Genomic DNA, 26,014 nt, shown 5'->3' with positions numbered 1-26,014 from the left:
TAAAAATTTTTTTATTTACTTATTCTTTTACTTTTTTAAGAAAGTTTAAATCCAAATTTAACAGGGTCTGTATCATCAATAACAAAATGATTAAATCCAGTTATATATGCACTCGCAGTTATTTCTGGTATTATACCATTAAAATTATCAACCTTTGTTGTTCCTAATATTCTTCCTTTAAACATAGTTCCTAAAATACTTTCATAGATAAATTCTTCACCCTCTTTTAATAAACCTTTAGCATGAAGCGCTGCCATTTTTGCACTTGTCCCTGTTCCGCAAGGTGACCTGTCTATTTGTCCATCTCCAAATACAACAACATTCTGAAGTGTAGCATTTATGTTTTTTGCTGGTCCATATATTTCTACTAAATCTACAGTTTTTATATGTTTTAACGTAGGATGTTCTATTTTTATAGTTTTGTTTACTATATCTCTAATTTGCAAACCAATGTTTGTAATCTTGGCAGAATTTTTAGGATCTATCTCAATTCCTAAATCAGATGCTTTAACTAAAACAAAAAAACTTCCCCCAAAGGATATATCAACTAATATTTTTCCTATTTCCGGCAATTCTATTTTTATATTTTCTTTATATAAAAATGCTGGTACATTTTCAATAGATGTTTCTATAGCTTTTCCATCTTTAACTTTTACAGTTGCTTTTATTAATCCTGCTGGAGCTTCTAATGTTATATTTGTATATGGTTCCTTGACTTCTACCATACCGGTTTCAACTGCTACTGTGGCAGCACCAATAGAACCATGTCCACACATATTAAGATATCCACCACCATCCATAAATATAATGCCTAAATCAGCTTCTTCTTTAGTTGGCTGAGTTATTATTGATCCAAACATATCTTTATGACCTCTTGGTTCTAACATTATAGCTGTTCTTAAACTATCCATATGTTCTTCTAAATAAGATTTTTTTTCCGGCATAGTTTTTCCTGGTATTTGTGGTACTCCTCCTACTACTATTCTTGTTGGTTCCCCCATTGTATGTGAATCTATAGCTTGAATAGATTTTACTACTTTCATTTTTATTCCTCCATTTTTCTCATTTTCAATTTTAAAAATGCTAATGCTTTTTTAGCATCTAAAGTTGTAACTGTGTTCTCACCTACAACTTCTGTTTCTATACCCTGCTTATTTTTATTGAAATCAACTATTGTATCCATATATTTATTTTTAACCACAAATTGAGCTTGTGTCCCTACAAAACTTAACCCAACAACCGGAATTCCTCTTTTACCTATTTCTTCAACAGTATTGGCAAAGTCTACATGGCTATTTCCCCACCCATCTAAGGATAAAATAACACCATCTACCCTCATAGCTTCTGCCCAAGTTGCAGCCCTCTTTCCAACAAAAAATTTATCTTTGTTACTTTGAGGTGTTCCTACTATCATAATTCCTAACAAATCTATATCTTTATCATCCGAAACTAACTCCACCAAAGGATCCTTAAAATGATGCTTTGTTGTTTCCTTTGTAGACGGCCCTATTCCCATATTAAAATCACCTCCATAATATAGCTTGTATAAGTTTTAAATTTCACCTTAAACATAAATATATTTTTAGTGCATTGCTCTTAAAGCTCCATCCCTATATTCATTCGGTGTTAATATTATTGGAATGTTTCCCATATCAATTATAGATTTAGCTCCTATAGAACTACATGGTTCATTGCCTAATAAAGCTGTATCATACATGGCCCCTTGTCCTGCAACTTGCTTTATTATCACTATTTTTTTCCCCGCTTTATTTACTTTATCGTAATATTCATGTTTTTCATCACAATATCTACCATTAATATTTTTAAGTAATTCTCTTATATTTTGAATTACTTTATCACAACATTTATGTATTTCTAAAATTGTTTCTCTTTCACTAGCTCTCCCCTTATTTACTACCACATCAAATTGAATAATTATATCATCTATGTCTGGAGTGCCTGCCTTACCAAATACAACTTGTTCATTTAAAATTCCTTCTGAACTTCCAAACTCACCTATTTGAATTCCGTTGTCATCTACCCCATTTATCATAACAGTTACCCCTGTTATAACATGAGTTATTCCTTCTCCTAATTCTCCTAAAACCTTAGTTGCTATAGGATAAAAGTCCATTATAGAATTTACCAATATATTTCTTTCATTCTTATAAATAATATTTAAATCTATGGATTTTATAATTTCCCTATCAAATTCTATATCTTCCATAATATTTTTTCTTATGTATAAAGTTTTATTGTCTATAAATGTTTTGTCATAAAATTTAACTTCTTCAATATGAAAAGCCCTAATTACAAGTTTTCTTAAATTTTTAAATTTATACATAGACATACCTCATAATAATTTTGTTTTTGTTAAAAAATATACACATAAATGTTCAAAAAATTTCATTTTTATAATTTCTTGTAGTATTTTTATATGTGAGAATTCCGATTTTCTATTAATAGAAAATCGGAATTACTATTATAATTTTATTTATTAAACTTTTGCTATATATTCATATGGAAGTGATACTATTTTTCCTGGAGTATCTATTTCAATTAACTTTCTTAAAGTATCTTTTAATATATTTATCTGCATTTCTCTGTTATTTGGTTCACCAGCATTAGCTCCCATTGGAACAAGTGGTGCTACAGCCCTTGGTGTACCAGTTTGTCTTACAACTGGTGGTAATGCAGCTATACAAATCGTAGGAATCCCTGATTCCTCTATCGCTCTCTGTACTAATACAGCTGAACGATGACAAGTTCCTCATCCTGCTGTTAATACTACAGCATCTACCCCTTCTTCTTTTAAGATTTTAGCTATTGCTGGTCCTGTTTCATGAGTAAATTTTTCTTGGTTTCCACCACCACCCATAAAACCTATATGCGTTGGGGCTATTTCCTTTATAAATCCTTCTTCTTTTAACTCCCTTAATCTGTCTATTGGAAACATACAATTTATATCCTTATTTACATCTCCATTATCATATCCACCGTGAGACACCATTAAATCTTCTGTTTTAACATCTCCTGGTACTAATCTATAAGTAAAATCTCCTGCTAGATTGAATCTTTTATCACTTTTTAAATGAACTCCAGCAGCAGTTGCAAAAGCTATCTTCATATCTTTTAGTTCTTTTGTAACTGGTGTCCATACTGGTGTTGGTGTTATTGGCACAAATATTTCTGATTGTAAATTATTCACAACAGTACTAACCATTTTGTGTTCCATCCTTTCTTTCTCTCTTCATTAAATTGCTTACATATTTATCATTTGGTTCTTCTTTTAAAACTTCTGGAAAACTCATTTTAAATCCTACTTCTTGGCCTAATTTTAGAGGATAATCAGTTATAAGCATTCTCATTGGAATTTTCATATATCCGAGTCTACCTTTTAAATCCATTGCAACACATCCATCATGTATTTCAACTATTATGCCTTGCATTTCTATAATCTTATCATCATACTTCATTTGCACTCCTCTTTTCATAAGGCATATGAAAAGAAATAAGAAACCAAAGATTCAAAGCATATTTGGTCTATTATTTATTTGATTATGCCTAAATAGAATTTAATTACTTTGTTGAATATTTTTCTAATCTTTTTTGACTCATAGGAATAGCTGTTTCATTTTCTACTCTAACTATGCTTTTGCTATATATTTTTTCTATTTCTTCCAAATTATTTTCTTTTACATTTGAGTTCCATTTTCTTTCAGCTGCTTTTACATCTTTCCCCGCCATAGCTGATTTAACCATTTCTAATGCCCTTATTGCATCTTCTTTACATAAAGTATTGCATCCTAGAACTTCATTTTCAATTCCTGCTTCTGATTTATTATTATCTACCATATACTTCATGTATTTGTTTCCAACAACTAATGCTCCTTGAACTGCACAGAATGACATTCCCACACATGGAACATCTCTCATTCCAATTTGCTCAATATGAGAAGCAAAATCTATATGATTATTTCCAAATCCTTCTGTTGTAACTATAGCGCCATCAACATCCATAGCTTCAACCATCATCCCAAGTCTTTCTGAAACATAGAACTTTTCAGCATTTATTTGTGGTGAACCTACAAATATAACTCCTGCTAAATCTATATTCTCATCATTCATAGCTTCAATTACTAATGGCTCTCTCCAATAATGTCTTGAACATTCTTTAGATGCTGGTCCTATACAAGTTAAAGCATGTATACCACCGTCTAAAACTTCAAGTGGTGATAACATAACCGGTACATTACCAAGGTCAACGTTAGGTTTTCCCCCTAAAACACCTACTGGCTCTTGAGGTAATATTAAGTTATCATGCATAGCTCCTTGTCCCATTATTTCTTTAACTAAAATAACTTTTTTCTTTCCTGGTCTTCTATATTGAACTAACTCTTCTGTTGAAACAACTAAACTTTCATCTAATTCTTTAAGCGCAGTTCTTATTTCCTGTGTTATAAAATCCGTTGCTTTATGAGCAGCTAATGGTCCTGGTCTTTCCATGTTTGTTCCTCTAGCTATAACAACTTCTGATTTTATAAATATATCACCTTTATCTGGAGCACCTGGTCTATTCCACATAATATTTTCATCTAATATACCTTCTGATGAACCAAATTCTCCTATTTGAACTCCATCCTCATCAGTTCCAGTAACCATAACTATTACACCATCAAGTACTTTAGTTACACCTGTACCTACTTTAGACTCACCTTCTTTAGTAGCTATTGGCTGAACATCCATTATAGTTTCAGAGTAAGTATGATATTTATCCGGTGTTATTATGTCTATTTTTATAGATTTTACTAACTCACTTTCATTTTGAGCTTGATTACAAATATCTTCTCTTATGTATAATGTTGTTCCTTCTATTTTTGTTTCTGGTCCAAACTCAACTTTATCTATTTTAAAATGTTTTTTAGTTAAATTTCTAACTTTTTTAGGTTCTAAAAGAATTTCATTTTTCGCAGTCTCTTCTTTTTTTAATGATTTATTCTCAACAGCTCCAGAAACTTTTTTTATTAAATTTTCTTTTTTATCTTCAACTGTCATAGGAAATGAATTTAAAGGTACTTCTATATCTATTCCTTTTCCCTCTTCAATTTTAATTTTTAAAATTCCACCATTTATACAAGATGTTATTCCCTGATTTTCTTTTACAACTTCTTTATATCCTTCTAATAACTCTGCTGTTATAGGAGTTAATGCTACAGTATCTACAGATAACACTTTTCCTAAAACTTCTTTTACTGTTAAAACTCTCTCGCCTAAATTAACAAGTAGTGAATCCTCTAATTGTTCAAAATACATAGGATTTTCTAAATCGCTTTCATTTATAATTTCACCACATTTTTTATTTATCTTTAAAACAGCTTTTGCATCTTCATCTATTTTAAATTCTTCTTTTTTAGTCTTGTCATTATTACCTTCTAATTCTTTAACACCTTCTAATACATCTTTAGTTAATGGTGTTAATGAATCTATTGTTTTTAAAAGTTTTGCACCAATAACTTCTCCAACCTTTAAACAATCACTTGGAATGTTTAAAAGTCCTGAGTCAACCATATCTGGGAATATATCTGGATCTTCTAAATTATCTGCTGAAATTATAGTTCCAGCTTCTGTTCTACAACAAACTACAGCAACTTCATTTTTCAAAGCTTCTGCATGCTCTTTAGTCATTGACATAATAAATTCCTCCTAATCTATTTTCAATCTTCTAGTTAATTTATGATTAACTGTTCTAAATACATGGTCTGTATGATGATACACAGCTAATCCTAATTTAGGTGCAGAATTCATAACAGTATTAGAACAATCACTACAATTGGCTATTATTATTCTTTCTGCTCCATCTTTTTTAAATTTCATTACAACAGCTGCTTGGCCTGGGCAATCTCCTGGTGTTTTGCATTTGTTAGCACCTTTTATTTTGACTATATTTTTGCAATCCATTACAGAAACCACATTAGCCTTCATTTTACTTGCAATATCTCTAAGTCTTTCTTCATTGGCACCACAAGCACATACTAATAAACCTACATTACCTTTATACTCTGGAAACGTCATAGTAACTATTGCTCCACCTGAAGTTTTTGTTACAATTGAATTATTAAGCTCCCCTGCTTTTCCTGTATATGGTCCACCTATAACGATTTCTCCATATTCTCCATCAATGCCCCCACATTCATCTATTAAAGAACTTATTTTCGTTCCTATTGGCACTTGTAAAAATACTTTTTCTTCTAAATCTTTTAGTTTTCCTGCAACTGTAATATCTTTATCTATAACAGGTTTTCTATCTTCCACTGCTCTTTTTATATTTACAAGAGTTTCAGCATTTAAAACCACAACATCAGCCTCCACTGGAAGTTGTGTAGGTTCTAGCCAAACACCTAATACTTCGTGTATTAACGCTCTTTCTTCTCCTGCTGGATATATATCCTTAAGCTCTTTAACTTCTATATTTTCTTCATTTGCTATTGCTTTTTTTATTTTTTCAATAGCCTTTTCATTCTTACCTTTAATTCCTATATAAGCTTTTGGTGCTTTTGTGACTTCCATAGCATATTTAATACCTTTAATAACATCCATGGGGTTTTCTTCTAAAACTTTTATATTATGTTTTAATAATGGTTCACACTCAACACAGTTAGCTATTATACAGCCATCTGGAATTTCAACATTTAATTTCACATGAGTGGGAAAACCAGCTCCACCTGAACCAACAATTCCAGCTTCAAAAATATATTCTTTAACTGTAGTACACTCTTTTATCGGTACATAGTCATTAGTTTGACTATCATCTTTCAATATTTTTATTTCATTTTCAGTGATTTCTTTTACTTCACCTGAAATACTAGCATGTATCTTAGCACCTAGTCCCTTATTAGATTCTCCTATGCACTGACCTCTTTTTACTTTTTCTCCAACCTTAACTATTGGCTCACAATTAGCACCTATATGCATTTTTAATGGTATTTTAACTATATTGTCCATTTTTTTACCTCACACATTTCAATATTTTTTATGTAAACCTCGTCAATATATGTAGTCATAGTTATATTTAGCAATTTATATGCCAACTTTTGTATTATTTGTAAAACAAATAACAAATACCATTGAAATAGCCACTGTGAATAAAATAATATTCACAGTGGCTATCTTGTTCTTATTTTAAATATGTCATTTTTTTGACACTTAAATTTATAATTTTATTGTTTTTTTATGAGAACCTATTGATTTATCTTCCTTTATTGAATGTGACTTATTTTTGACATATCTGTCATTTTTCTGACATTGTTAGTATAATTAATTAACTTGAATATTTTTTGTAAATAACATTAACTTTTTTAATTTATTTGATTTAATTTATAATATAAAGTACTTCTTTTTATTTTAAGCATTTCTGCTGCTTTTACTTTATTTCCATTACATATATTCATAACTTCTTTTATTAAATTACTTTCTAACTGTTTTACTCTTTTTTCCAAATCATACTTATCAATAATGGCATTATTTAATCCCATTATTTGTGATTTATTATATTCTAAAATATAATGTGGTATATTTTTTATACTAATTTTTTTATCAGTTGATAATACTACCATCCTCTGAACTACATTTTTTAACTCTCTTATATTTCCTTCCCATTTATAACTAGATAAAATTTCATATATTTCTTCATCAACAGAAACAATATCTATTTTTTCTTTTTGAGATATTTTTTTAATAAATAAATCTATAACGTTCTTTATATCCCCTCTTCTTTCTCTTAACGGTGGAAGTTCTATTTGAACTATTGCTAATCTATAAAACAAATCACATCTAAAAGATTTTTCTTTTATAGCCTTATTTAAATCTTTATTAGTTGCTGCTATTATCCTAGTGTTCGTATTAATAAATTTTTCGCTTCCTAATCTATTCACAACACCATCTTGTAAAACTCTTAATAATTTACTTTGCATACCTATAGGCATGTCCCCTATTTCATCTAAAAATAATGTACCATTATTAGCAAATTCAAACATACCCATTTTTCCCTTTTTAGTTGCTCCTGTAAAAGCACCTTCTACATATCCAAAAAGCTCACTTTCTAATAAATTTTCTGGTATCGCACTACAGTTCACTGCTACAAATTCGCCTTTTCTCCCACTGGCTTCATGTATTGATCGTGCAAAAACTTCTTTTCCAGTACCACTTTCTCCTGTAATTAATACTGAAGTTGATGTTGGCGCTACTTTCTGAGCTAAAGAAATTGCCTCTATTATTTTTTTACTTTTCCCTACTATATTTAAAAATGTATAATTATTAGAAAATTCTTTGCTATACGCTTTACTTAAAGCCTCTACTTGTGCATTAGCATTTTCTAATTTTTCAGACAAACATACAACCTCTGTAATATCTCTATCTGTAGAAACTACCGCTATCATATCATTTTTTTGATTAAATATAGGTATTACGCTTAATATAACTGATTTTCCAGTCATTGGCTCATGATGAATATTTTCTAATGGCTTTCCTTCCTTCAAAACTTTCGGTATTATTGGATTGTTAAAATGTTTTTTCACATTTTCTCCAACAATATCACAAGCTTTTAACTTATATAATTTCTCCGCACTTTTATTCCAATATATTACCTTTCCATCCACATCACAAATACATATAGCTTCATGTATATTATTAAGTATATTATTTTGCAAACTAAACATTTCATCAATTTTTATGTAAAAACTATCTCTTAAATTATTACTAGTGAGAACCCCTATAACCTTCCCCTTTTTTACAACTGGAACTCTACCAATATTCTTTTTAATCATCATATCTCTGACATCTCTTGCAAAATCATGTGGAGAAACTGTAAAAACATTTTTAATCCCATGGTTTATAATTGAATCTTCGAAAATATTAATTTCAGGATATTTTGAATTAATATTTTCAACTTTAGCTAAATCATTTCTTGTAAAAATCCCCTCTAATCTATCTAATTCATTTATAATTATTACTTCATCTAAATTATTTTTAATCATTGCTTCTGTTGCATATTTTACAGTATCATGGCTAAAAACTTTTACAAAATTTTTATTCATAATGTCTTCTGCTTTGTATATTAATTCTTCTAAATTCATAAAATCTTCCTTCTCATACCATTTTTATATTATTAATTTTTGTATATCTCATAAATTTTTATAATAGCTATTTTATTTGTTATATATAATTATATATATTGTAGATAATGTTATCTACAGTTTCCTGATATATTAAAATAAACTATAGGATTCCAAATTAAATTTTAAGATTATTGAATAAATTTAAATTAGAGCTTGCTTCTCTATAAAATTTCAATTTAATAAAAAACACTAAGAATATATAAATACAATTGCATTCTATACTCTTAGCGTACTATTTATTTACATTTTTTATTTATACCTTCAAATAAGTATTCTAGATAATCTGTATCTACATTCTTCTCTTTTAAAATTTCAATTCTACATTTTGCTCCCTCTAATGCTTCTCTACCATTGAGATAATCCCTAGCTTTAACACAATTACTTGCATACTCTATTAAATAATCAATTTTTAAAACCATATTAGCAAAATCATCGTCTCCATTATTAACTAACTTTAATAATAAGTCATATACTTTTGGTGAAGTAGTATCTCTTACACTATTTAACAAATCATTGTTTTTACTTGTTTTCTTAGGCATTTTAATCTCCTTATTTAAATTATTTTTTTCAATTACATATTTCTCATTTTCTATTATAACAAAAATAAGGCCATGTATACTTTTCGTTCTATACATAACCTTATTTTTGCTAATTAAATATTAATAACTTTGAGATATTTAATGGTGACCCATAGGGGAATCGAACCCCTGTTACCACCGTGAGAGGGTGGTGTCTTAACCGCTTGACCAATGAGCCTCAATACAAGTCTAATTATATTCCTAATGTTTAAAATATTCAATATTTTTCTTTTAAATTCCTTATTTCTTATTTCTATAGTTACTTATCCTCTATTTAAATTATAAATACTATGTCTTTCTATTTTATTACTATATCAAAGTATTTTAATAGCATAGCTGCATCAGGAACTGTAAATATTGCTTTTTTTAATTTATTTGCCTGTGGATTAATATCATATTCTTTAGCATATGAAAAATCTGCTTTTGATAAATTACAATCTAAAAAAACAGATTTAGTTAAAGTTGTATATGTAAAATCACACTCTTGTAAATTTACCTCTATAAAATCGCATTCTTTAATTATACTTCCCTTAAAAGAAGTCTTTTTTAATGAAAGTCTAGAAAAATTACAACTATTTATTAAACTTTCAAAAAATTTTACATCTAATATGAAATTGTCACATTTAGTAAAGTTTATACCCACTATTTTACATCCCTCAAATGTTACATTTCTAAATTTTGTATCATCCACATTTATTAATGCTAAATTACATTCCTTAAATATACAATCTTCAAAAGTTGAACATGAAAAGTCTCCTTGTAAAAAATCACAATTTAGAAACTCACATTGTTCAAAGTTTTTTTCAATAAGAAATTTACTTTTTTTAATATTACTAAATTTTTTTCTATAATAATCATTGTCTAAAAATTCCATATTACACCTCTTGTTAAATACTTTTTTATTGAATTTTATAACTTTTTATCTACTGGTTTTATATTTTTCACTAATATATTAAATAGTAGACTACCTATAACTTTACCAATTACCCCTACCTTTTTAGGCCTATAATATATTTTATTTATCCAACATTTTTCTTTCCAATAATTTTTATCAACTTCAAAAATATTATTAGCTAACGCTCTTTGAACTTGATAAGTTGTTATTTGTTTCATAGTAACACTGTATGACATCCCATCAGTATTTAAATGTTTTATAAATGGTAAAATTTCTTTTTTTTCAATTTCTTTATCTAAATTCGATATGGTTCGCCCTACTTCACTAACTATATCAACACCCCATTGAACTAAACCTTCCTCTAATGATCTAAAGGTATTTTTTAGTCCTGAGCCTGCTGTTGTAGCTACTAAAATTACTGGTTTACCTTCAAGTACAGGTCTATGAAACCACCTACAAGTCCTATCTAAAAATGTTTTTAAATTTCCACTCATATTGTTGATATAAACTGGTGTTCCTATAACAATCCCATCACACTCTTCTAATTTTTTCATTAAAAATTCCATATCATCATCTATATTACATTTATTTTTGTAAATACAATATTCACATCCATAACATGGTGAAACTTTGTAATCTTTTAAATTTATAACTTCAATATCATACCCATGATTAAATAATATTTTTTTAATATTTTGTAGAACAGTAAAAGTATTCTTTTTTCTATAGCTAGAATTTATAATTAATATTTTTTTCAATAAAATCACCACCAACTATCAGCTAATATATTACTAATTATACAATATAGATAAAGAAATCACTATCAGCACTTATAACATATAACGCTTAATAGTGATTTACCTATGTATTTATTAAATTACTTCTTTGTTAATTGAATTTTCATGGCGCTTGATTGTGGTGGAATTGACTTAGTCATAGCTGGGCTTAACTCAACGTATACAGTATCACCTTTATCAAAGACAATTTTATTTAGTTCTTTTTCACATGGTTTTAATATTTTTGTATCTTCGCTTACTATAACTACTACTGTTTCTTTATAGACTTCACAGCCCTTCAGATATCCTTCAACTAATAATCTTGTATAACTTCCTTCTTGTTTAACTTCCTGTACTTCACCTATTAAAATAGTTTTAGGAACTTTTCCGCTTACTGGAACTGTTATTAATAACATCATCATAGTAAATAATAAAACTTTTTTTATTTTCATTTTTTTACCCTCCTATAAATTCTTTTATTAATAACTTTTGTTTTTTATAAGAAATTATACTAATATAATTATTTTTCATATATAACTACATTTTTTCCACTATTTTTCCCTTTATATAACAATTCATCAGCTAGTAATATTGTATCCGTGACACTTTTTTTTCCATCATATTTAGCAGCCCCTATTGTAACTGTTATCTCAACATTTTCTTTCCAGCTATATTCTTCTATTTCTTTTCTTATTTTTTCTAATGGACTTATATCCATTAAATTTTTCTTTTCTACTATTATTAAAAACTCTTCTCCACCATATCTCACTAAAATATCTTTTTTGTTTAATATTTTTTTTATAACCTTCACCAATTCAATTAAAATGTAATCTCCAAATAAATGTCCATAAGAATCATTTATTTTTTTATAATCATCTATATCTAAAATAGCTATAATACATTGTTTTTTATTTTCATCATAAGTACTTACTATATTATTAAAATATTCTCTATTATAAGCTCCCGTTAAAGGATCTTTATTTATTTTTTCTTTTAAAATTAAATTTACCTTTTCCCTTTTTTTATTTCTACTATATAGTACAGATATTAATAATGTGAGTATTAGTATTATTGTAGTTAATATAAAAAATATTAACCCTACCTGTAAATTATATATAAATTTTTTATTATTATTTATTTCTCTATATTTATCCTTATGAATTTTTTCTATAATTTCAATTACAATACCATTTTCATTATCATTACTATTTTCATCTAAAAGTTCACCATTACGACGCCAATAAAGCTCTTGTTCTTTTTCCCCTTTAATTTCATATATTTTTATAAGTCTATTTACTATATCTTTTGACATTTTTAAAACAGATTTTTCTTTCAAGTTATTATAAGCCTTATAATAATAATTTAATGCTTTGTCATAATCACTTTTATTATAATATAAATTTCCATAAGCGTTGTTTATTTTTCCTACCTCAATTAAATCTATAGAATCATTCAGACTATTTTCTATAATCTTTAAATTTTTTTCTGCTTCATCAAATTTTTTTAATTCTATTTGGGAATATACTAAATTTAATAATAGTTGATTTCTAAAATCAACATCATATTCATTTTTTAATTCTAGGTATTTATCATAAGCTTTAGCGAAGTACTTTTCAGCTTCTTGAAAATTTTTATTATAATAATTATAAAAGGCTAAACTTGTATATATGTCATACCTATCTATTTTGTTTTCCTTTTCTAATTCTTGTCCTACATTATAATATTCTTTAGCATGTTCTGGCGCGTTTAATTGTTGTATTAGCGTAGCCATAAGATAATTTACAGCTACCCTATCCTCTTTATATTTTTCCCTTTTATCTTTTAATTGTATTTTATTTAATACTTCTAAAGATTCATAAGCATAATAACTAGACATTTTAAATTCTTCTTTTGCTGAAGTCATATTAGAGGCCATACCATATAAATCTACTAATTCTTCATAATATTTTTCTTGTATTAAATAATATTTTGCAATATCAACATATTTTAATGCATCATCATAATTTAATTCTAATCTATTTAAATAAACAAGACTAAAATAAATCTTTGCTTGAAGCTTATCATTTTTTTTTGTAGATTTTTCATCTAACATTTTTTCACAATAATCAATCATTTTAGCAACATCATAATTATTTGTTTTTCCAATTTGATCAATAAAATTTTCTACATTTTCCATAGCTATTACATTAATTTTTTTTAAAAATATTACTAAAAGAAAACTTATAAAGAAAACTTTTAACCTTCGAAATTTCATACTATCTCCTCATATAGTTTCTTATCCATTGTATATATTCATCTTCTTTTAATGGTTTTGAAAAATAATATCCTTGTATTAAATTAAATCCTAAATCTTTAAACAATTTGTATTGATACTCAGTCTCTACCCCTTCAATTACTGTATCTGTTTTTAAAAGCTTTGCCATAAATATTACAGACTCTAATACTTTTAATTGACGGTCACTATATATTATATCTATAAAGTCTTTGGGAATTTTTAATTCATTAAATGGAACTTGTGCTATTCTATTTAATGATGAATATTCTGTTCCAAAATCATCTATTGAAATTTTGAACCCTAATTTTTTTAATTGATTAATATTATCTAATACCAATTTGTTATGATTTAAATCTATATTTTCTAATATTTCTATTATTATATTTTCTTTTTTTACACCGGTCTCTATTATGATATCATTTACTATATTAACTATGTCTTCTTCTTGTAATGTTTTTACTGAAAAATTTACAGAACAGGTATTATATATATTCAATCCTTCTAATTTTTTTTCAAATTCACAGGCTTTTTTCAAAATACATAAATCTACTTTGTGTATTTTACCGCTTTCTTCAGCTAATTTTATAAATATATTAGGAAATATTAATCCTTTATGTTTATGATTCCATCTAGCTAAAGCTTCAAATCCTTTAACATTTTCTGTTATAGCACAGATTTTGGGTTGAAATACAACTGCAATTTCACCATTTTCTATAGCATTATCTAAATCTTTTTCTAAATCTTTAATATTGGAGTATTTTTCCTTTAACTCTTGCGAATACTCTACAGGATTATTTAGTTTATTTTCTTTTCCATAATACATAGCTAGTTCGCTATTATTTATTATAGTCTCAAAATCTTCATCTTCATTTATTGCATATCCTACATTTAATTCAAAAATTAACTCAATTTTTTCATCATTACAACAAACACTTTTATTCAAACATAATTCATCTAATACATTTTTTATATAATTACTGTCTGTTGTATCAATAGCATATAAAAATTTATCACTATTATATCTACAATACGCTTTTTTTACATTTTCATATGTATTTAATTTTTTTAATGAATTAGCAACCTGTATTAAAATCTCATTTCCTACTCCATGTCCGTAAACATCATTTATATCTTTTAATTTTTTTACATTTATAAAAAATATAGTGTAAGGCTTATTCCATGAAAAAATTATTTTTTCAAAAACATTAAAATTATATATATTAGTTAAATTGTCTTTTTTATAAATTAAATCTAACTTCTTAGAAAGCAGTTTGTTTTTTTTTCTTATATGAAAGTTTCTTGAAATGATAAAAAAAATTATAATAGTACTAACGTATATATTTAGATTTAGATATTTTGTATAAAATTTACTTAAAATAAGATATATTATTGAAAATAACGCAAACCTTACAGTTGAAAGTATTATTAAAAGCTTATTATTTTTATATGTATTCTTTTTATTTATATTATTTTCATGACAACAATATAAATATATTATAAAAAGTAATATTACATAAGATATATATTGAATTGTTTTTATGTGAAAAGTTTTTAAAGTTGCATTAGAATCTCCACATATATTATATAAATTTAGATATGTTAAACACCTAGTTAAAAACATAATGAAAAGTAAAGCAATTATTTTAATATACTTCTTTTGATTTCTCACATCTACTTACTCCCTCATTTTTAAAACTTCTTAATATTTTATATTTCGCCATTTTTATTAGATTACTTTATATGATTCACACAATTTTAAAATTCTGCCATAATCAAAAAACCTAAGCTGCCATTTCATAAGGCAGCTTTTTTTATATATTGTTTATTATATTTTAAAATTTATTACAGCTATGACATCTTCACATTCTGACAATATAATTTTAGGTTCTATATTATTAACCCCTAAAGAAACTATAATATGAAAAATAGCTGTTCCTATATCCATTCTTTTTCCTCTTATAAGTTTTTTAGATTTCACAATATCTCTATCCCTTTTAATCTTTATACCATTTTCTAATATTTCGAATCTCCAAGGTTGTCTATTTAATAATGATGGCGCTAGTCTTGCTGCATTTATTGCATCAAGAACTTGTCTTGATTTTATTTCACTTAATTTTTTATTTATTATTAAAGTTTCTAGAGAATTTCTTTCTCTTTTACTTGTATTTTCTTTTTTATTCTCATATCCAAATAAAATTATTGAATATATATTTTCACTTTTTTTTATACTACAATTTTCAACTACACTAGTTCTTTTAAAATTACCGCTAATCCAGCAAGTTCCTATACCTTTTGAAGTGCAATTTAAGATTATATATTCACCTAAATACCCTATATAATCTTCTATGAAATTTTTATGTTTATCTCCTATTAATGTAAAATACCCGTTACAATTTTTAATTTTCCCATATGCTCCAATTATATCATTACAAATATCTCTATTTCTATTTTTCTCAAAAACCACTTCTACCTTTATTCCACAACTTAAACTATTTATATAATTCTCCAAATATAAAATAAATTTTTCATCCTCATAATCTAATTTTAAATCCTCATAAATTCTTATAGATTTTCTATTATAAATAGCATTGTTAAATTTTTCATAGTCAATATCTAAATCTAACATATCCCTCACCTCCCCCTGTACTCTTTAATATTTCTATTAACTCTAATAATGTATATATTTAAAATTCTTACAAAACAAGAAAAAATATCATCTATTCACTAATCAGATAGATTCAATATTTAAAATATTCCTTTTATTATATATTATTTACTATTTTGAAATTTGTTCTTAATACACAGTCTCCTGAATTTTTTATTTTTGCAATATATTTTTATTTTCAATTAAATTTTAAATTTTCATATTATAAAAAGCCACTGATTATTATTTAGCCAGTGACTTTAAATTAATATATTAAAATATTTTTATAGGTTATAAGAACTATAACTGCACTTAAAATTCCAATTATCATTCCAACAAAAACATCTGTTGGATAATGTACATATAGATATATTCTTGAAAACCCTATCATAAAAGCTAATAAAAGTGATGCTAGCTTTAAATATGGAAATGTTATAAAAAGTACAGTTGCTATAGCAAAAGATGATGATGTATGTCCTGATGGAAAAGAGTATGATTTAGGTATTGTAACTAAAGGATTTTCTCTTGGATATCTAATTATAGGTCTTACTCTCTCAACTATATTTTTTATTATACCTTCAGTTAATAAAACGCTTAATGCTAAAGACATTAAACATAACACACCTAAATTTCTATATTTGGGTTTAACTATTAATAGGGCTGATATTATAATCCAAATTAACCCTCCATCGCCCAGATGAGTAATAAAAGGCATAACTTTATCCAAAATAGGATTTTTTAGTTTATAATAAATAAAATCTATTATATTTTTATCTATGGAGTGTATTTTTTCTCTCATTTTTATCTCCTAACGTTTTTCAAATTTTTACTAATTAAGCCTATTGTTTTAATATGAATTATATCAAAATTTTTTTTATATTTCTATAAATCATATATTTTTATAAGCCATTTTATATAAAAATTTTCGATGCTATTAAGGCATTAATATAATTTTGTCCTGAAGTTGTATATGCTATACTCATCGGAGTTAATGTTACACCGTTAGCCTTAATATATTTTAAATCTCCAGTTTTTGTTTTACATATGGAAGATACATAAAATCCTATTGTGTCATGAATAACATAATATTCCTCATTATATTTTCCTAAATAAATCATCACATGTCCTTTCATATATAGTATACTCCCTGGGTGTAGCCAATCTAAAAATTTTTTCTTCTGATTCATTTGTAAATCATTCATTTTCTTTACAATGCCTAAGTTTTCCTCTGATTGCTTTGAAGTATTTCTTGGCATATATATTCCCATAGTTTTTAACACATCTAATACTAAACTTGAGCAATCCCTTGAAAAAAAATCTCCTCCCCAACCATATCTTTCACCTAAAAACTTGAAACTTTGTTTTATTATATTTTCTTCAGTATAATATAAAAATCCGATATTTACATCAGCACATCTAGGTATTAATGTTTTTACAAGTTCTAAATTTCCATCTTTTTCATTTCTTACAGGCAAATAAATTACATAGCTCGCTAAAACATCCATATCATCTACTTCATTTGGTATAGAATTCTTTTCTACAAGCCTTAATTTGACACCCATATCTATAGGAATTAACGCTGTTCTTTTATCTATTGGATTATAATTTGTATAAATTCTTCTACCTGTTACAATTAAAAAATCCTTAGATTTTGCGTATTCTTCTATATCCTTTTTGCTCCCAATTGCTAAATATTTTTTTCTAACCCACCCTTTGCAATTATAACTTTGAATAAAATACCACTCTTTATCATAACTTTCATGAAATACTAATACAGGTTCACATATATTTATTGCTGACTCCATTAACCTATCTATGATGTACTCTTCTTCATTATCAAATAATTTATCATCTGTAGGATAAGATTTTACAACAGTTCTATAAGTTATCATTCCATATTTAACTACTGAATTGTACAATATTTTATCAATATCCAAATTTGTTTCTAATTTTTTTATATCCTCTTCCTTTAATTTTAAACCATTTCTATACATTTCTTTTTTTATAGGAACACTTATAGATAAAATTATATCTTTCACTTCATTTTTAGTGTATTGAATCTTAAGGTCAAATACATCCTTTATATGATTGTCTGACATACTTTTATTGTTAAAACTTTCAATTTTGTCATAACACCCTATTATTCTAGATGATGTCTCACTATGCCTTATCCAAAAGTCAGGATTTAGCATTTCATAAGTTATTTCTGGAATAGTTGAATTAAAATATTTTTCCATGCAACCTTCCCCCCTTCTTTCTATTTTCTTACTTTACTATACACTTACAATATATTATATTTTTATACATTACTGGTTATACTTATAAAACAAATACTTATTAAATCTCTTTACTTAGTAACCTATTAGGATATATAATAATATATAAATAGTAATATACTATTTATATATTTCTAACATATTTTTTCTTTATTAATATTGACATAATATTTTTTAATGTTATAATATTAAAAAGTTTAATACTATGACGAGGACAGTAGACTATCGATACATTTTCAGAGAAAGAATACATTAGCTGAAAGTATTCTTAAATGGAATTTAGTTGAAAACCACCTCTGAGTGACTCTAATAAAGTCCGGTAGACTCCGTTACAAGTCTAGTAATAAAGTGGTCTATTTTTATAGGCAAATTGGGTGGAACCACGGGTTTATACTCGTCCCTTTCTTTTTTAAGAAAGGGACGAGTTTTTTTATTTAAAATCAATAAATTATAAATAAATTTATTTCTACATAATAATAAAATCGAAAATTATTTTATTACTTAACAAAATAAGTCATTATTTTGTATCATTAATTGAATTAGGAGGAATTTAGTATGATAAAAATTAGTTTAAAAGATGGATCTATAAAAGAATTTGAAAATGAATTATCTGTTTTAGATATAGCTAAAAATATTTCAGAAGGATTAGCAAGGGTTGCTTGTGCAGCAACTATTAACGGCGAAGTAGTTGATTTACGTCATATAGTTGATAAAGATTGTGAACTTAATATATTAACTTTCGATTCTCAAGAAGGTAAAGATGCATTTAGACACACTGCTTCTCACATATTAGCTCAAGCTGTAAAGAAATTAAATCCTTCTGCAAAACTTGCAATAGGGCCTTCTATAGATAATGGTTTTTATTATGATTTTGATGTTGAAAAACCATTTACCTTTGAAGATTTAGAAAAAATTGAAGCTGAAATGAAAAAAATCGTTAAAGAAAACTTACAAATTGAAAGATTTGAACTTCCAAGAGATGAAGCTATAAAATTAATGGAGGAATCTGGAGAAATTTATAAAGTAGAATTAATTAAAGACCTTCCTGAAAACGAGGTTATATCATTCTACAAACAAGGTGATTTTGTTGACTTATGTGCAGGACCACACCTTCTATCAACAAAACCAGTTAAAGCATTTAAACTTACTAAAATTGCAGGAGCTTACTGGAGAGGCGATGAAAAAAATAAAATGCTTTCTCGTATATACGGAACTGCATTTACTAAAAAATCAGACTTAGACGCTCACATTGAGGCACTTGAAGAGGCTAAAAAAAGAGATCACAATAAACTTGGTAGAGAATTAGAATTATTTACAACTTCCGAACCGGTTGGCCAAGGTCTTCCTATTTTATTACCAAAAGGATCTAGAGTTGTACAATTACTTCAAAGATTTGTTGAAGATGAAGAACAAAAAAGAGGTTATTTATTAACAAAAACTCCTTTAATGGCTAAAAGTGATTTATATAAAATTTCTGGACATTGGGATCATTACAAAGATGGTATGTTTGTTTTAGGCGATGAAGAAAAAGATGATGAAGTATTTGCTCTTCGTCCTATGACTTGCCCATTCCAATTCATGGCTTATAAAGCTAAAAAGAGAAGTTATAGAGACTTACCTTTAAGATACAACGAAACTTCTACTTTATTTAGAAATGAGTCATCTGGAGAAATGCATGGTCTTATCCGTGTAAGACAATTCACAATTTCTGAAGGACATTTAGCTGTAAGGCCTGACCAATTAGAAGATGAGTTCAGAGAAGTTGTCGATTTAATTAACTATATGTTAGATACTTTAGGAATTAGAGAAGATATAACTTATAGATTCTCTAAATGGGATCCAAACAACAAGGCTAAATATATAGATAAGCCAAAAGAATGGGAAGAAACTCAGGATAAGATGAGACAAATCCTTGATAATCTTCAATTAGATTATACTGAAGCTGAGGGTGAAGCAGCATTCTATGGTCCTAAGCTAGACCTTCAAATAAAAAATGTTCACGGAAAAGAAGATACTATAATAACTGTCCAAATTGATTTCTCATTAGCTGAAAGATTTGGAATGACTTATATAGATAAAGATGGTAAAGAAAAACATCCTTATATTATTCATAGAACTTCTATTGGATGTTACGAAAGAACATTAGCTATGCTTATAGAAAAATATGCTGGAGCATTCCCAACTTGGCTTGCACCAATTCAAGTTAAAGTTCTTCCAATCTCAGAAAAATATCATGATTATGCTGAAGAAGTTACTAAAGAACTTGAAAGAAATGGCTTAAGAGTTGAAACTGATTATAGAGCTGAAAAAATAGGATATAAAATTAGAGAAGCTCGTAATGAAAGAGTTCCATATATTCTAGTTGTAGGTGAAAAAGAAGCTGAAAATAAAGAAGTAGCCATCAGAAGTAGAAAAAATGGTGACGAAGGTGCTATAGCATTAAAGTCATTTATTGAAAGAATTACTGTAGAAGTAGAAAATAAAGAAAAGTAATTATTAAAGCAACACTTAGCAGTGTTGCTTTTTTCTGCATTAAATTACAATACAATGTTATAATTCAATTGAAATAGTTAATAAAATTTAAATTTAATTAACTATTTCTAAACTTTTTTAAATTTAGTTTAAATTTTTGTTTCATTTTAAAGTATACAGTAGATAAATCATCTTTTTAAGAGGTTCTTTTAAATATTCTATTGTAATAGCACTTTGCAGAATTGCCTGTTTATTGTAGTAAATTTAAAATAGTGATAAAATTTATCATATACAAATCTAGAAAAAATAAATATATTTTGGGAGGCACTTATGAATAATATTGAAATACAAAACATAAATAAATTTTTACAAGATAATAAAGAAAATATAATCAATGATATAAGAGACCTAGTTGCTATACCTAGTGTTTCTGAAAACTTACCCAAAGTTAAAGAATGTTTAAAAACAGTTATATGTAAAGCTGAAAAAATGGGTTTTAAAGCATATACAGTTTTAGATGACTCAATCGGTATTGTTGAAATGGGTGACGGAACTGAAACTATAGGAATATTAACTCATATAGATGTAGTTCCTGCTGATGATTTAGACAAATGGAATAGTAATCCATTTGAAATGGTTGAAAAAGACGGAGTTTTATTTGGTCGTGGAGTTTTAGATGATAAAGGTTGTATAGTTTCTTCATTATATGCTATGGATGCTATAAGAAAACTTAACTTACCTATCAACAAGAAAGTTCAACTTATAATAGGTACTCAAGAAGAAGTTGAGTGGGTTGATATGAATGAATATATAGAAAAGTATCCTTTACCAGATTACGGATTTACTCCTGATGGACAATTTCCTATTTGTAATAAAGAAAAAGGATATGCTGATGTAGCATTTAAATTTACTTCTTGCACTTGTTGCACTGGAGATTTTGAAATTACAAAACTTCAAAGTGGTAATGCTACTAACTCTGTTCCAGGGGTTGCTACTGCAATATTAAAAGGTGATCTAAATAAATTTAAAGATTCATTAAATAAATATTTAGCTTTAAATAAAGATGCTAAAATAACATTTTCTGAAGATGGATCGGTTATAAAAGTTGTTGCTGAAGGTGTTTCAGGTCACTCTGCATTCCCACATTTAAGCATAAATCCTATAGTTATGTTAGGTAAATTCCTTAATACATTAAGCATTGTTTCTAATTCTCGAGGAAATGCAATTAAATTTATAGCTGAAAATTGTTATGATTATTTTGGAAAAGGCTTAGGAGTTTATAGCGAAAGTGAATATTTAGACGGCGAATATATGCATAGAAATGTAATATCTCCAACAGTAGTTAACGAAGATGATTCTCATTGCACAGTTATTTTAAATATGAGACCTGTATATGGTACAACACTGGAAGGATTAAAAGAAGTATTTACTAAAATATCAAATGAGACTAAATCTACATTTGAAGTATTAGATTTCTTAGCTCCTATATTTGTTAGCAAAGAAAAGCCATTTCTTCAAATAATGGAAAATACTTATAATGAATTAAGTGGTTTAAAAAATGATTTTACACTTGGACATGGAACTTCTTATGCAAAAGCTATGCCTAACACTGTTGCATGGGGACCAGTTTTCTATGATGAAGATGAATGTTGTCATGTAGCTAATGAATTTATATCACTTGAAAAATTATTTAAAGCCACTGAAATATATTCTGTAGCATTAGGTAGAATGCTTGAAGAAACTAAACCATTAATATAAGGAAACAAACATAAATATTAACTTATTTATGAATCTTTTGATTTTTTAAAATTGATAATATACAATTCATTGTAACTCAATAAATCTTTTAGATTCATATATAATCTTTATAAATAAAAAAGGGCATTAAGCCCTTTTTATTATTTACAAATCATTATATCTAAAATTACGTTATCACAATTTGTCATTCCACTATTAGCTAATGTAGCTAAGTTTCTTATTGATTGATCTGCCTCTTTACTTACTATTCCATCTTTATCAGAAATCTCGATACCATGTGTAGCAAGTATAGCTGATTTTACTGAAGAACCAACTGCTGTTGATAATTTTAATGCACAACCTGGTTTTGCTCCATCACAAATCATTCCAGATACATCACCTATCATATTTTTAATTGTATAACATACGTTTTCTAATTTTCCACCCATCATATATGTCATAGCTGCACTAGCTCCAATTGAAGCTGCTACACCACATCCACAAAGTGCTGAAAGTCTTCCTAGATGGCTTTTTATGTAATAAGTTATTAAGTGACTTATAGCTAATCCTCTTGCTAAAGTTTCATCACTAGCATTTACTTTTTTACTAACAGCTACTACTGGTAATATTGCTGTTAATCCTTGATTTCCACTTCCTGCACTACTCATAACTGGTAATGGACATCCAGACATTCTAGCATCTGATCCTGCTGCTGTGAATGCCATTGTAAATGACATTATATCATCACTTAATATTCCTTCTTCAATTTGACCCATTAAAGTCTTTCCTATTTTAAGACCATATTCATGCTTTAGTCCTTCTTCTGCAACTTTACTATTCATAGCTGCTCCATCTAGTAAGAATTTTATATCTTCAAATGGAACTGTTGTAGCATACTCATAAATTTTAGCTACTGAAAAAGTTAATTTTTTCTTGTCTTCTTTTCCATCTTCTTTTGGAGCTTCTAGTGTTTCTTCATTTGAATAAACTATTTCTCCATTAACTTGTATTAAAGTTATATTTGTATGTTTATATTTTATAACAACCTTAGCTGTTTCTTCTCCACTTGTACAAATTGCTTCAATGTATAGTTTTTCTGTTCTATCTGCTTTTTTTACAGAAACTTTATTATCTTGAACCATTTGTTTTGCTTTTGCTACATCTTCTTGTGTACAATCTCTTAAAACTTCTAATTTTAAATCTGCATTACCAGCAACTGCCCCTAAAGCTGCTGCAATATCTATTCCATTTGCCCCCGTTCCTGGAATTCCAACTGACATTGCGTTTTTAATTATATTTGTACTTAAATATAATTCTATTTTCTCTACATCATTTTTTAAACAGCTTGCTGCTTTTGCTGTTGCAATAGCTATTGCTATTGGTTCTGTACATCCTAAAGCCGGTACAACTTCAATTTTTAATAATTCTGTTATTTCGTTATAATTCATATTCTTTCCCCCTACATTATGTAGATTTTATTTTTTGAAAATTCATTACATTTATAAATTTTTGATTTATTCTAATATAATAAATATAATAAATTTTCCATTAAAGATTTTGTTCGCTAATTTGATATTCTTTACAAACTTATTTAATCAAAAAAACAAAATAAATACAAGTGAAATTCAGGTATTTTATACAAGATATATTAGCATTAGAATTCATTTTTCGTCATTTTTCTCACTCAATCTTAGGTATATTTACTTTTTTCTAACTTTTTCAACTTGATTATATTTTAGTAATTAACACAAAATTATAATTTAAAATATTATATGCAATATTTCACTTATATTTTTTTAGCTGTACTAAACTATTTTTAATATTCTTTTATCTGTTAATATTACATTAGGTTTTACATCATGAACCTCATTTGGAATTTTGTTTAAAATCTGGAAATCATACGCAAGAGCTATTTTAAATTTGTTGTCACTTAAATCATTTAAAAATTTATCATAAAATCCTCCACCATATCCAATTCTCCCCCCATTTAAATCAAAAACTGCTCCAGGCATTACAACTAATTCTATATCATTCTTATCTATTTCTTCAGCAGTATCATCACATTCTAATATTCCTTTATATCCTATTTGCAACTGTGAAAATGAATTTATTTTGAAAGCTCCCATATCACCATTTGCATTTTTCACTTTGGGAATAAAAACTTTTTTATTATTATCAAAACAATATTTTATAATTTTATGGGTATCAACTTCACTTTTGTAACTTACAAATATAAATATATTTTTGCATTCTTTAAATTTTTTATGTGTTATAAATTTTTCAAATATTTGATTGTCATAAATCTTTTTAGTTTCTTCACTTATGCCATCTCTTAATTTCAAAATTTCTTTTCTTAATTCCTTTTTATTTAACATTTTAAATCCCCCTAAAAAATAAACTTATTATAATTTTTTACATTAAAATTGCAATCTTAACTTTTTTCAAAATAAAAATAACGCAATAATTATTGACGTTATTTTTATTTTGAAATTTTCTATTCACAAGTTATAGCCTTTCTACCTGTATTTGTCCAAATTTTCAAAAACTTACCCTTTTCTATTTTATCATTTACTTTTCCTGTAAGCGGATCATTATAATATAAATACTCAGAATCGTATCCTGTTAATAACACTGCATGTTGATTAAAATACGCTGTTACAGTTTCCCCATTATTTTTCCACGATGTATTAATCTGAGGACTTGTAAAATCACTTGTAACCCACACTACAACCGGTCTGTTTTCTGATAAGGATTTTTCAATATAGGAATAATCTAAATTTGTTAAGTTAATACCTTTAACATACTGATTTACTAAATCCAATAAAGGTATTGGATTTACAGAATATCCTGAAGAAACGCCTGTTATATCCCCTACAAAACCTATATCTGGATTTCCCCATTTGACTATATTCCCATTTTCATCATACTCTATTTTAGTATTATCTTTTTTCACCTTTTCTGCTAATGTCATTTTATCAACCTTTATGCCAGAATGATTTAACATCATAGCTACTGATGTTACCTCACAACCATTTTTTAATTCTGGAAGTTGTTTTATAATTCCTACATTCATAACATTACTTTTTAAATTAGAACTTTTTTCTTTCTTATTAGGACGTGTCTGAAAACAAAATATCTAAAACTTATTTAGATAAAACAAAAATAGCAGCAATATAAACAAATGCGAG

Annotated in this window: 20 protein-coding genes, 1 tRNA gene, 1 pseudogene and 1 other annotated feature; of the genes and pseudogenes, 2 read left to right on the top strand and 20 right to left on the bottom strand. The window is 26.9% G+C overall.

Features of this window, described 5'->3' with window-relative positions; genetic code table 11:
• Positions 1 to 35: 35 nt before the first annotated feature.
• The 17 genes and pseudogenes from AZI32_RS11585 to AZI32_RS11495 form a co-directional block, all read right to left on the bottom strand.
• Complete coding sequence (locus AZI32_RS11585) at positions 36 to 1,043, bottom strand: proline racemase (RefSeq protein ID WP_061995992.1); 1,008 nt, start codon at positions 1,041 to 1,043, stop codon at positions 36 to 38.
• A 2-nt stretch (positions 1,044 to 1,045) separates the two neighbouring features.
• Positions 1,046 to 2,344, bottom strand: a pseudogene (gene prdD, locus AZI32_RS18960) (proline reductase cluster protein PrdD).
• Positions 2,345 to 2,497: 153 nt separating this feature from the next.
• Complete coding sequence (gene prdB / locus AZI32_RS18020; RefSeq protein ID WP_081496300.1) at positions 2,498 to 3,223, bottom strand: D-proline reductase (dithiol) protein PrdB; 726 nt, start codon at positions 3,221 to 3,223, stop codon at positions 2,498 to 2,500.
• A complete protein-coding gene (locus AZI32_RS11560; RefSeq protein ID WP_341473510.1) occupies positions 3,216 to 3,482 on the bottom strand; it encodes a CBO2463/CBO2479 domain-containing protein in 267 nt (88 codons plus the stop codon). Before AZI32_RS11560 ends, prdB begins: the two co-directional genes overlap by 8 nt.
• Positions 3,483 to 3,579: 97 nt before the next feature.
• Positions 3,580 to 5,691, bottom strand: a complete 2,112-nt coding sequence (prdA, locus tag AZI32_RS11555) for a D-proline reductase (dithiol) proprotein PrdA (RefSeq protein WP_061995989.1) — start codon at positions 5,689 to 5,691, stop codon at positions 3,580 to 3,582.
• A 12-nt stretch (positions 5,692 to 5,703) separates the two neighbouring features.
• Positions 5,704 to 7,002: a proline reductase-associated electron transfer protein PrdC gene (gene prdC / locus AZI32_RS11550; RefSeq protein ID WP_061995988.1), complete on the bottom strand. Its 1,299-nt coding sequence runs from the start codon at positions 7,000 to 7,002 to the stop codon at positions 5,704 to 5,706.
• A 353-nt stretch (positions 7,003 to 7,355) separates the two neighbouring features.
• Positions 7,356 to 9,131, bottom strand: coding sequence for a sigma-54-dependent Fis family transcriptional regulator (locus tag AZI32_RS11545; RefSeq protein ID WP_061995987.1), 1,776 nt, complete (start codon positions 9,129 to 9,131; stop codon positions 7,356 to 7,358).
• Between the two features lie 278 nt (positions 9,132 to 9,409).
• Positions 9,410 to 9,712: a hypothetical protein gene (locus tag AZI32_RS11540; RefSeq protein WP_061995986.1), complete on the bottom strand. Its 303-nt coding sequence runs from the start codon at positions 9,710 to 9,712 to the stop codon at positions 9,410 to 9,412.
• A 142-nt stretch (positions 9,713 to 9,854) separates the two neighbouring features.
• Positions 9,855 to 9,929, bottom strand: a tRNA-Glu gene (locus tag AZI32_RS11535).
• A gap of 120 nt (positions 9,930 to 10,049) precedes the next feature.
• Positions 10,050 to 10,625, bottom strand: a complete 576-nt coding sequence (locus AZI32_RS11530) for a pentapeptide repeat-containing protein (protein ID WP_061995985.1) — start codon at positions 10,623 to 10,625, stop codon at positions 10,050 to 10,052.
• A gap of 35 nt (positions 10,626 to 10,660) precedes the next feature.
• Positions 10,661 to 11,404, bottom strand: a complete 744-nt coding sequence (locus AZI32_RS11525) for a flavodoxin family protein (RefSeq protein WP_061995984.1) — start codon at positions 11,402 to 11,404, stop codon at positions 10,661 to 10,663.
• A 119-nt stretch (positions 11,405 to 11,523) separates the two neighbouring features.
• Positions 11,524 to 11,874, bottom strand: a complete 351-nt coding sequence (locus tag AZI32_RS11520) for a hypothetical protein (RefSeq protein WP_061995983.1) — start codon at positions 11,872 to 11,874, stop codon at positions 11,524 to 11,526.
• 68 nt (positions 11,875 to 11,942) lie between these two features.
• On the bottom strand, positions 11,943 to 13,676 hold the full coding sequence (locus AZI32_RS11515; protein WP_061995982.1) for a GGDEF domain-containing protein: 1,734 nt from the start codon (positions 13,674 to 13,676) through the stop codon (positions 11,943 to 11,945).
• A gap of 1 nt (position 13,677) precedes the next feature.
• Positions 13,678 to 15,366 (bottom strand): GGDEF domain-containing phosphodiesterase, encoded by a 1,689-nt coding sequence (locus AZI32_RS11510; protein WP_061995981.1) that lies wholly within the window; start codon positions 15,364 to 15,366, stop codon positions 13,678 to 13,680.
• A 156-nt stretch (positions 15,367 to 15,522) separates the two neighbouring features.
• Positions 15,523 to 16,323, bottom strand: coding sequence for a nitroreductase family protein (locus AZI32_RS11505; protein ID WP_061995980.1), 801 nt, complete (start codon positions 16,321 to 16,323; stop codon positions 15,523 to 15,525).
• A gap of 283 nt (positions 16,324 to 16,606) precedes the next feature.
• Complete coding sequence (locus AZI32_RS11500; RefSeq protein WP_061995979.1) at positions 16,607 to 17,140, bottom strand: phosphatase PAP2 family protein; 534 nt, start codon at positions 17,138 to 17,140, stop codon at positions 16,607 to 16,609.
• Between the two features lie 112 nt (positions 17,141 to 17,252).
• Positions 17,253 to 18,578, bottom strand: coding sequence for an SH3 domain-containing protein (locus AZI32_RS11495; protein ID WP_061995978.1), 1,326 nt, complete (start codon positions 18,576 to 18,578; stop codon positions 17,253 to 17,255).
• A 235-nt stretch (positions 18,579 to 18,813) separates the two neighbouring features.
• Positions 18,814 to 19,022, top strand: a binding site (T-box leader).
• Between the two features lie 150 nt (positions 19,023 to 19,172).
• Here AZI32_RS11495 and thrS point away from each other — a divergent pair.
• Both thrS and AZI32_RS11485 read left to right on the top strand, forming a co-directional pair.
• The gene (gene thrS, locus AZI32_RS11490) at positions 19,173 to 21,110 is read left to right on the top strand and encodes a threonine--tRNA ligase (RefSeq protein WP_061995977.1); all 1,938 of its coding nucleotides are present in this window, start codon (positions 19,173 to 19,175) and stop codon (positions 21,108 to 21,110) included.
• A gap of 309 nt (positions 21,111 to 21,419) precedes the next feature.
• Positions 21,420 to 22,847, top strand: coding sequence for a Sapep family Mn(2+)-dependent dipeptidase (locus AZI32_RS11485; protein ID WP_061995976.1), 1,428 nt, complete (start codon positions 21,420 to 21,422; stop codon positions 22,845 to 22,847).
• 140 nt (positions 22,848 to 22,987) lie between these two features.
• Here AZI32_RS11485 and AZI32_RS11480 read toward each other — a convergent pair whose 3' ends face one another.
• From AZI32_RS11480 to AZI32_RS11470, 3 genes are all read right to left on the bottom strand, one after another.
• Positions 22,988 to 24,274, bottom strand: a complete 1,287-nt coding sequence (locus tag AZI32_RS11480) for an L-serine ammonia-lyase, iron-sulfur-dependent, subunit alpha (protein ID WP_061995975.1) — start codon at positions 24,272 to 24,274, stop codon at positions 22,988 to 22,990.
• Between the two features lie 357 nt (positions 24,275 to 24,631).
• On the bottom strand, positions 24,632 to 25,201 hold the full coding sequence (locus AZI32_RS11475; protein ID WP_061995974.1) for a 5-formyltetrahydrofolate cyclo-ligase: 570 nt from the start codon (positions 25,199 to 25,201) through the stop codon (positions 24,632 to 24,634).
• A gap of 119 nt (positions 25,202 to 25,320) precedes the next feature.
• A complete protein-coding gene (locus AZI32_RS11470; RefSeq protein ID WP_061995973.1) occupies positions 25,321 to 25,899 on the bottom strand; it encodes a C39 family peptidase in 579 nt (192 codons plus the stop codon).
• Positions 25,900 to 26,014 lie beyond the last annotated feature (115 nt).

This window comes from Clostridium sp. ATCC 25772 (assembly GCF_001573875.1).
GTDB lineage: Bacteria > Bacillota > Clostridia > Clostridiales > Clostridiaceae > Clostridium_J > Clostridium_J senegalense.
Note: the sequence above shows the minus strand (reverse complement) of the source record. Positions and strands in the feature narration are given on the sequence as shown.

Bases quoted from the DNA above. Each gene is read 5' to 3' on its own strand.
- AZI32_RS11585 (WP_061995992.1), bottom strand. From the start codon at position 1,043: ATGAAAGTAGTAAAATCTATTCAAGCTATAGATTCACATACAATGGGG.
- prdA (WP_061995989.1), bottom strand. From the start codon at position 5,691: ATGTCAATGACTAAAGAGCATGCAGAAGCTTTGAAAAATGAAGTTGCT.
- prdC (WP_061995988.1), bottom strand. From the start codon at position 7,002: ATGGACAATATAGTTAAAATACCATTAAAAATGCATATAGGTGCTAAT.
- AZI32_RS11545 (WP_061995987.1), bottom strand. From the start codon at position 9,131: ATGAATTTAGAAGAATTAATATACAAAGCAGAAGACATTATGAATAAA.
- AZI32_RS11540 (WP_061995986.1), bottom strand. From the start codon at position 9,712: ATGCCTAAGAAAACAAGTAAAAACAATGATTTGTTAAATAGTGTAAGA.
- AZI32_RS11530 (WP_061995985.1), bottom strand. From the start codon at position 10,625: ATGGAATTTTTAGACAATGATTATTATAGAAAAAAATTTAGTAATATT.
- AZI32_RS11520 (WP_061995983.1), bottom strand. From the start codon at position 11,874: ATGAAAATAAAAAAAGTTTTATTATTTACTATGATGATGTTATTAATA.
- AZI32_RS11515 (WP_061995982.1), bottom strand. From the start codon at position 13,676: ATGAAATTTCGAAGGTTAAAAGTTTTCTTTATAAGTTTTCTTTTAGTA.
- AZI32_RS11505 (WP_061995980.1), bottom strand. From the start codon at position 16,323: ATGTTAGATTTAGATATTGACTATGAAAAATTTAACAATGCTATTTAT.
- AZI32_RS11500 (WP_061995979.1), bottom strand. From the start codon at position 17,140: ATGAGAGAAAAAATACACTCCATAGATAAAAATATAATAGATTTTATT.
- AZI32_RS11495 (WP_061995978.1), bottom strand. From the start codon at position 18,578: ATGGAAAAATATTTTAATTCAACTATTCCAGAAATAACTTATGAAATG.
- thrS (WP_061995977.1), top strand. From the start codon at position 19,173: ATGATAAAAATTAGTTTAAAAGATGGATCTATAAAAGAATTTGAAAAT.
- AZI32_RS11485 (WP_061995976.1), top strand. From the start codon at position 21,420: ATGAATAATATTGAAATACAAAACATAAATAAATTTTTACAAGATAAT.
- AZI32_RS11480 (WP_061995975.1), bottom strand. From the start codon at position 24,274: ATGAATTATAACGAAATAACAGAATTATTAAAAATTGAAGTTGTACCG.
- AZI32_RS11475 (WP_061995974.1), bottom strand. From the start codon at position 25,201: ATGTTAAATAAAAAGGAATTAAGAAAAGAAATTTTGAAATTAAGAGAT.
- AZI32_RS11470 (WP_061995973.1), bottom strand. From the start codon at position 25,899: ATGAATGTAGGAATTATAAAACAACTTCCAGAATTAAAAAATGGTTGT.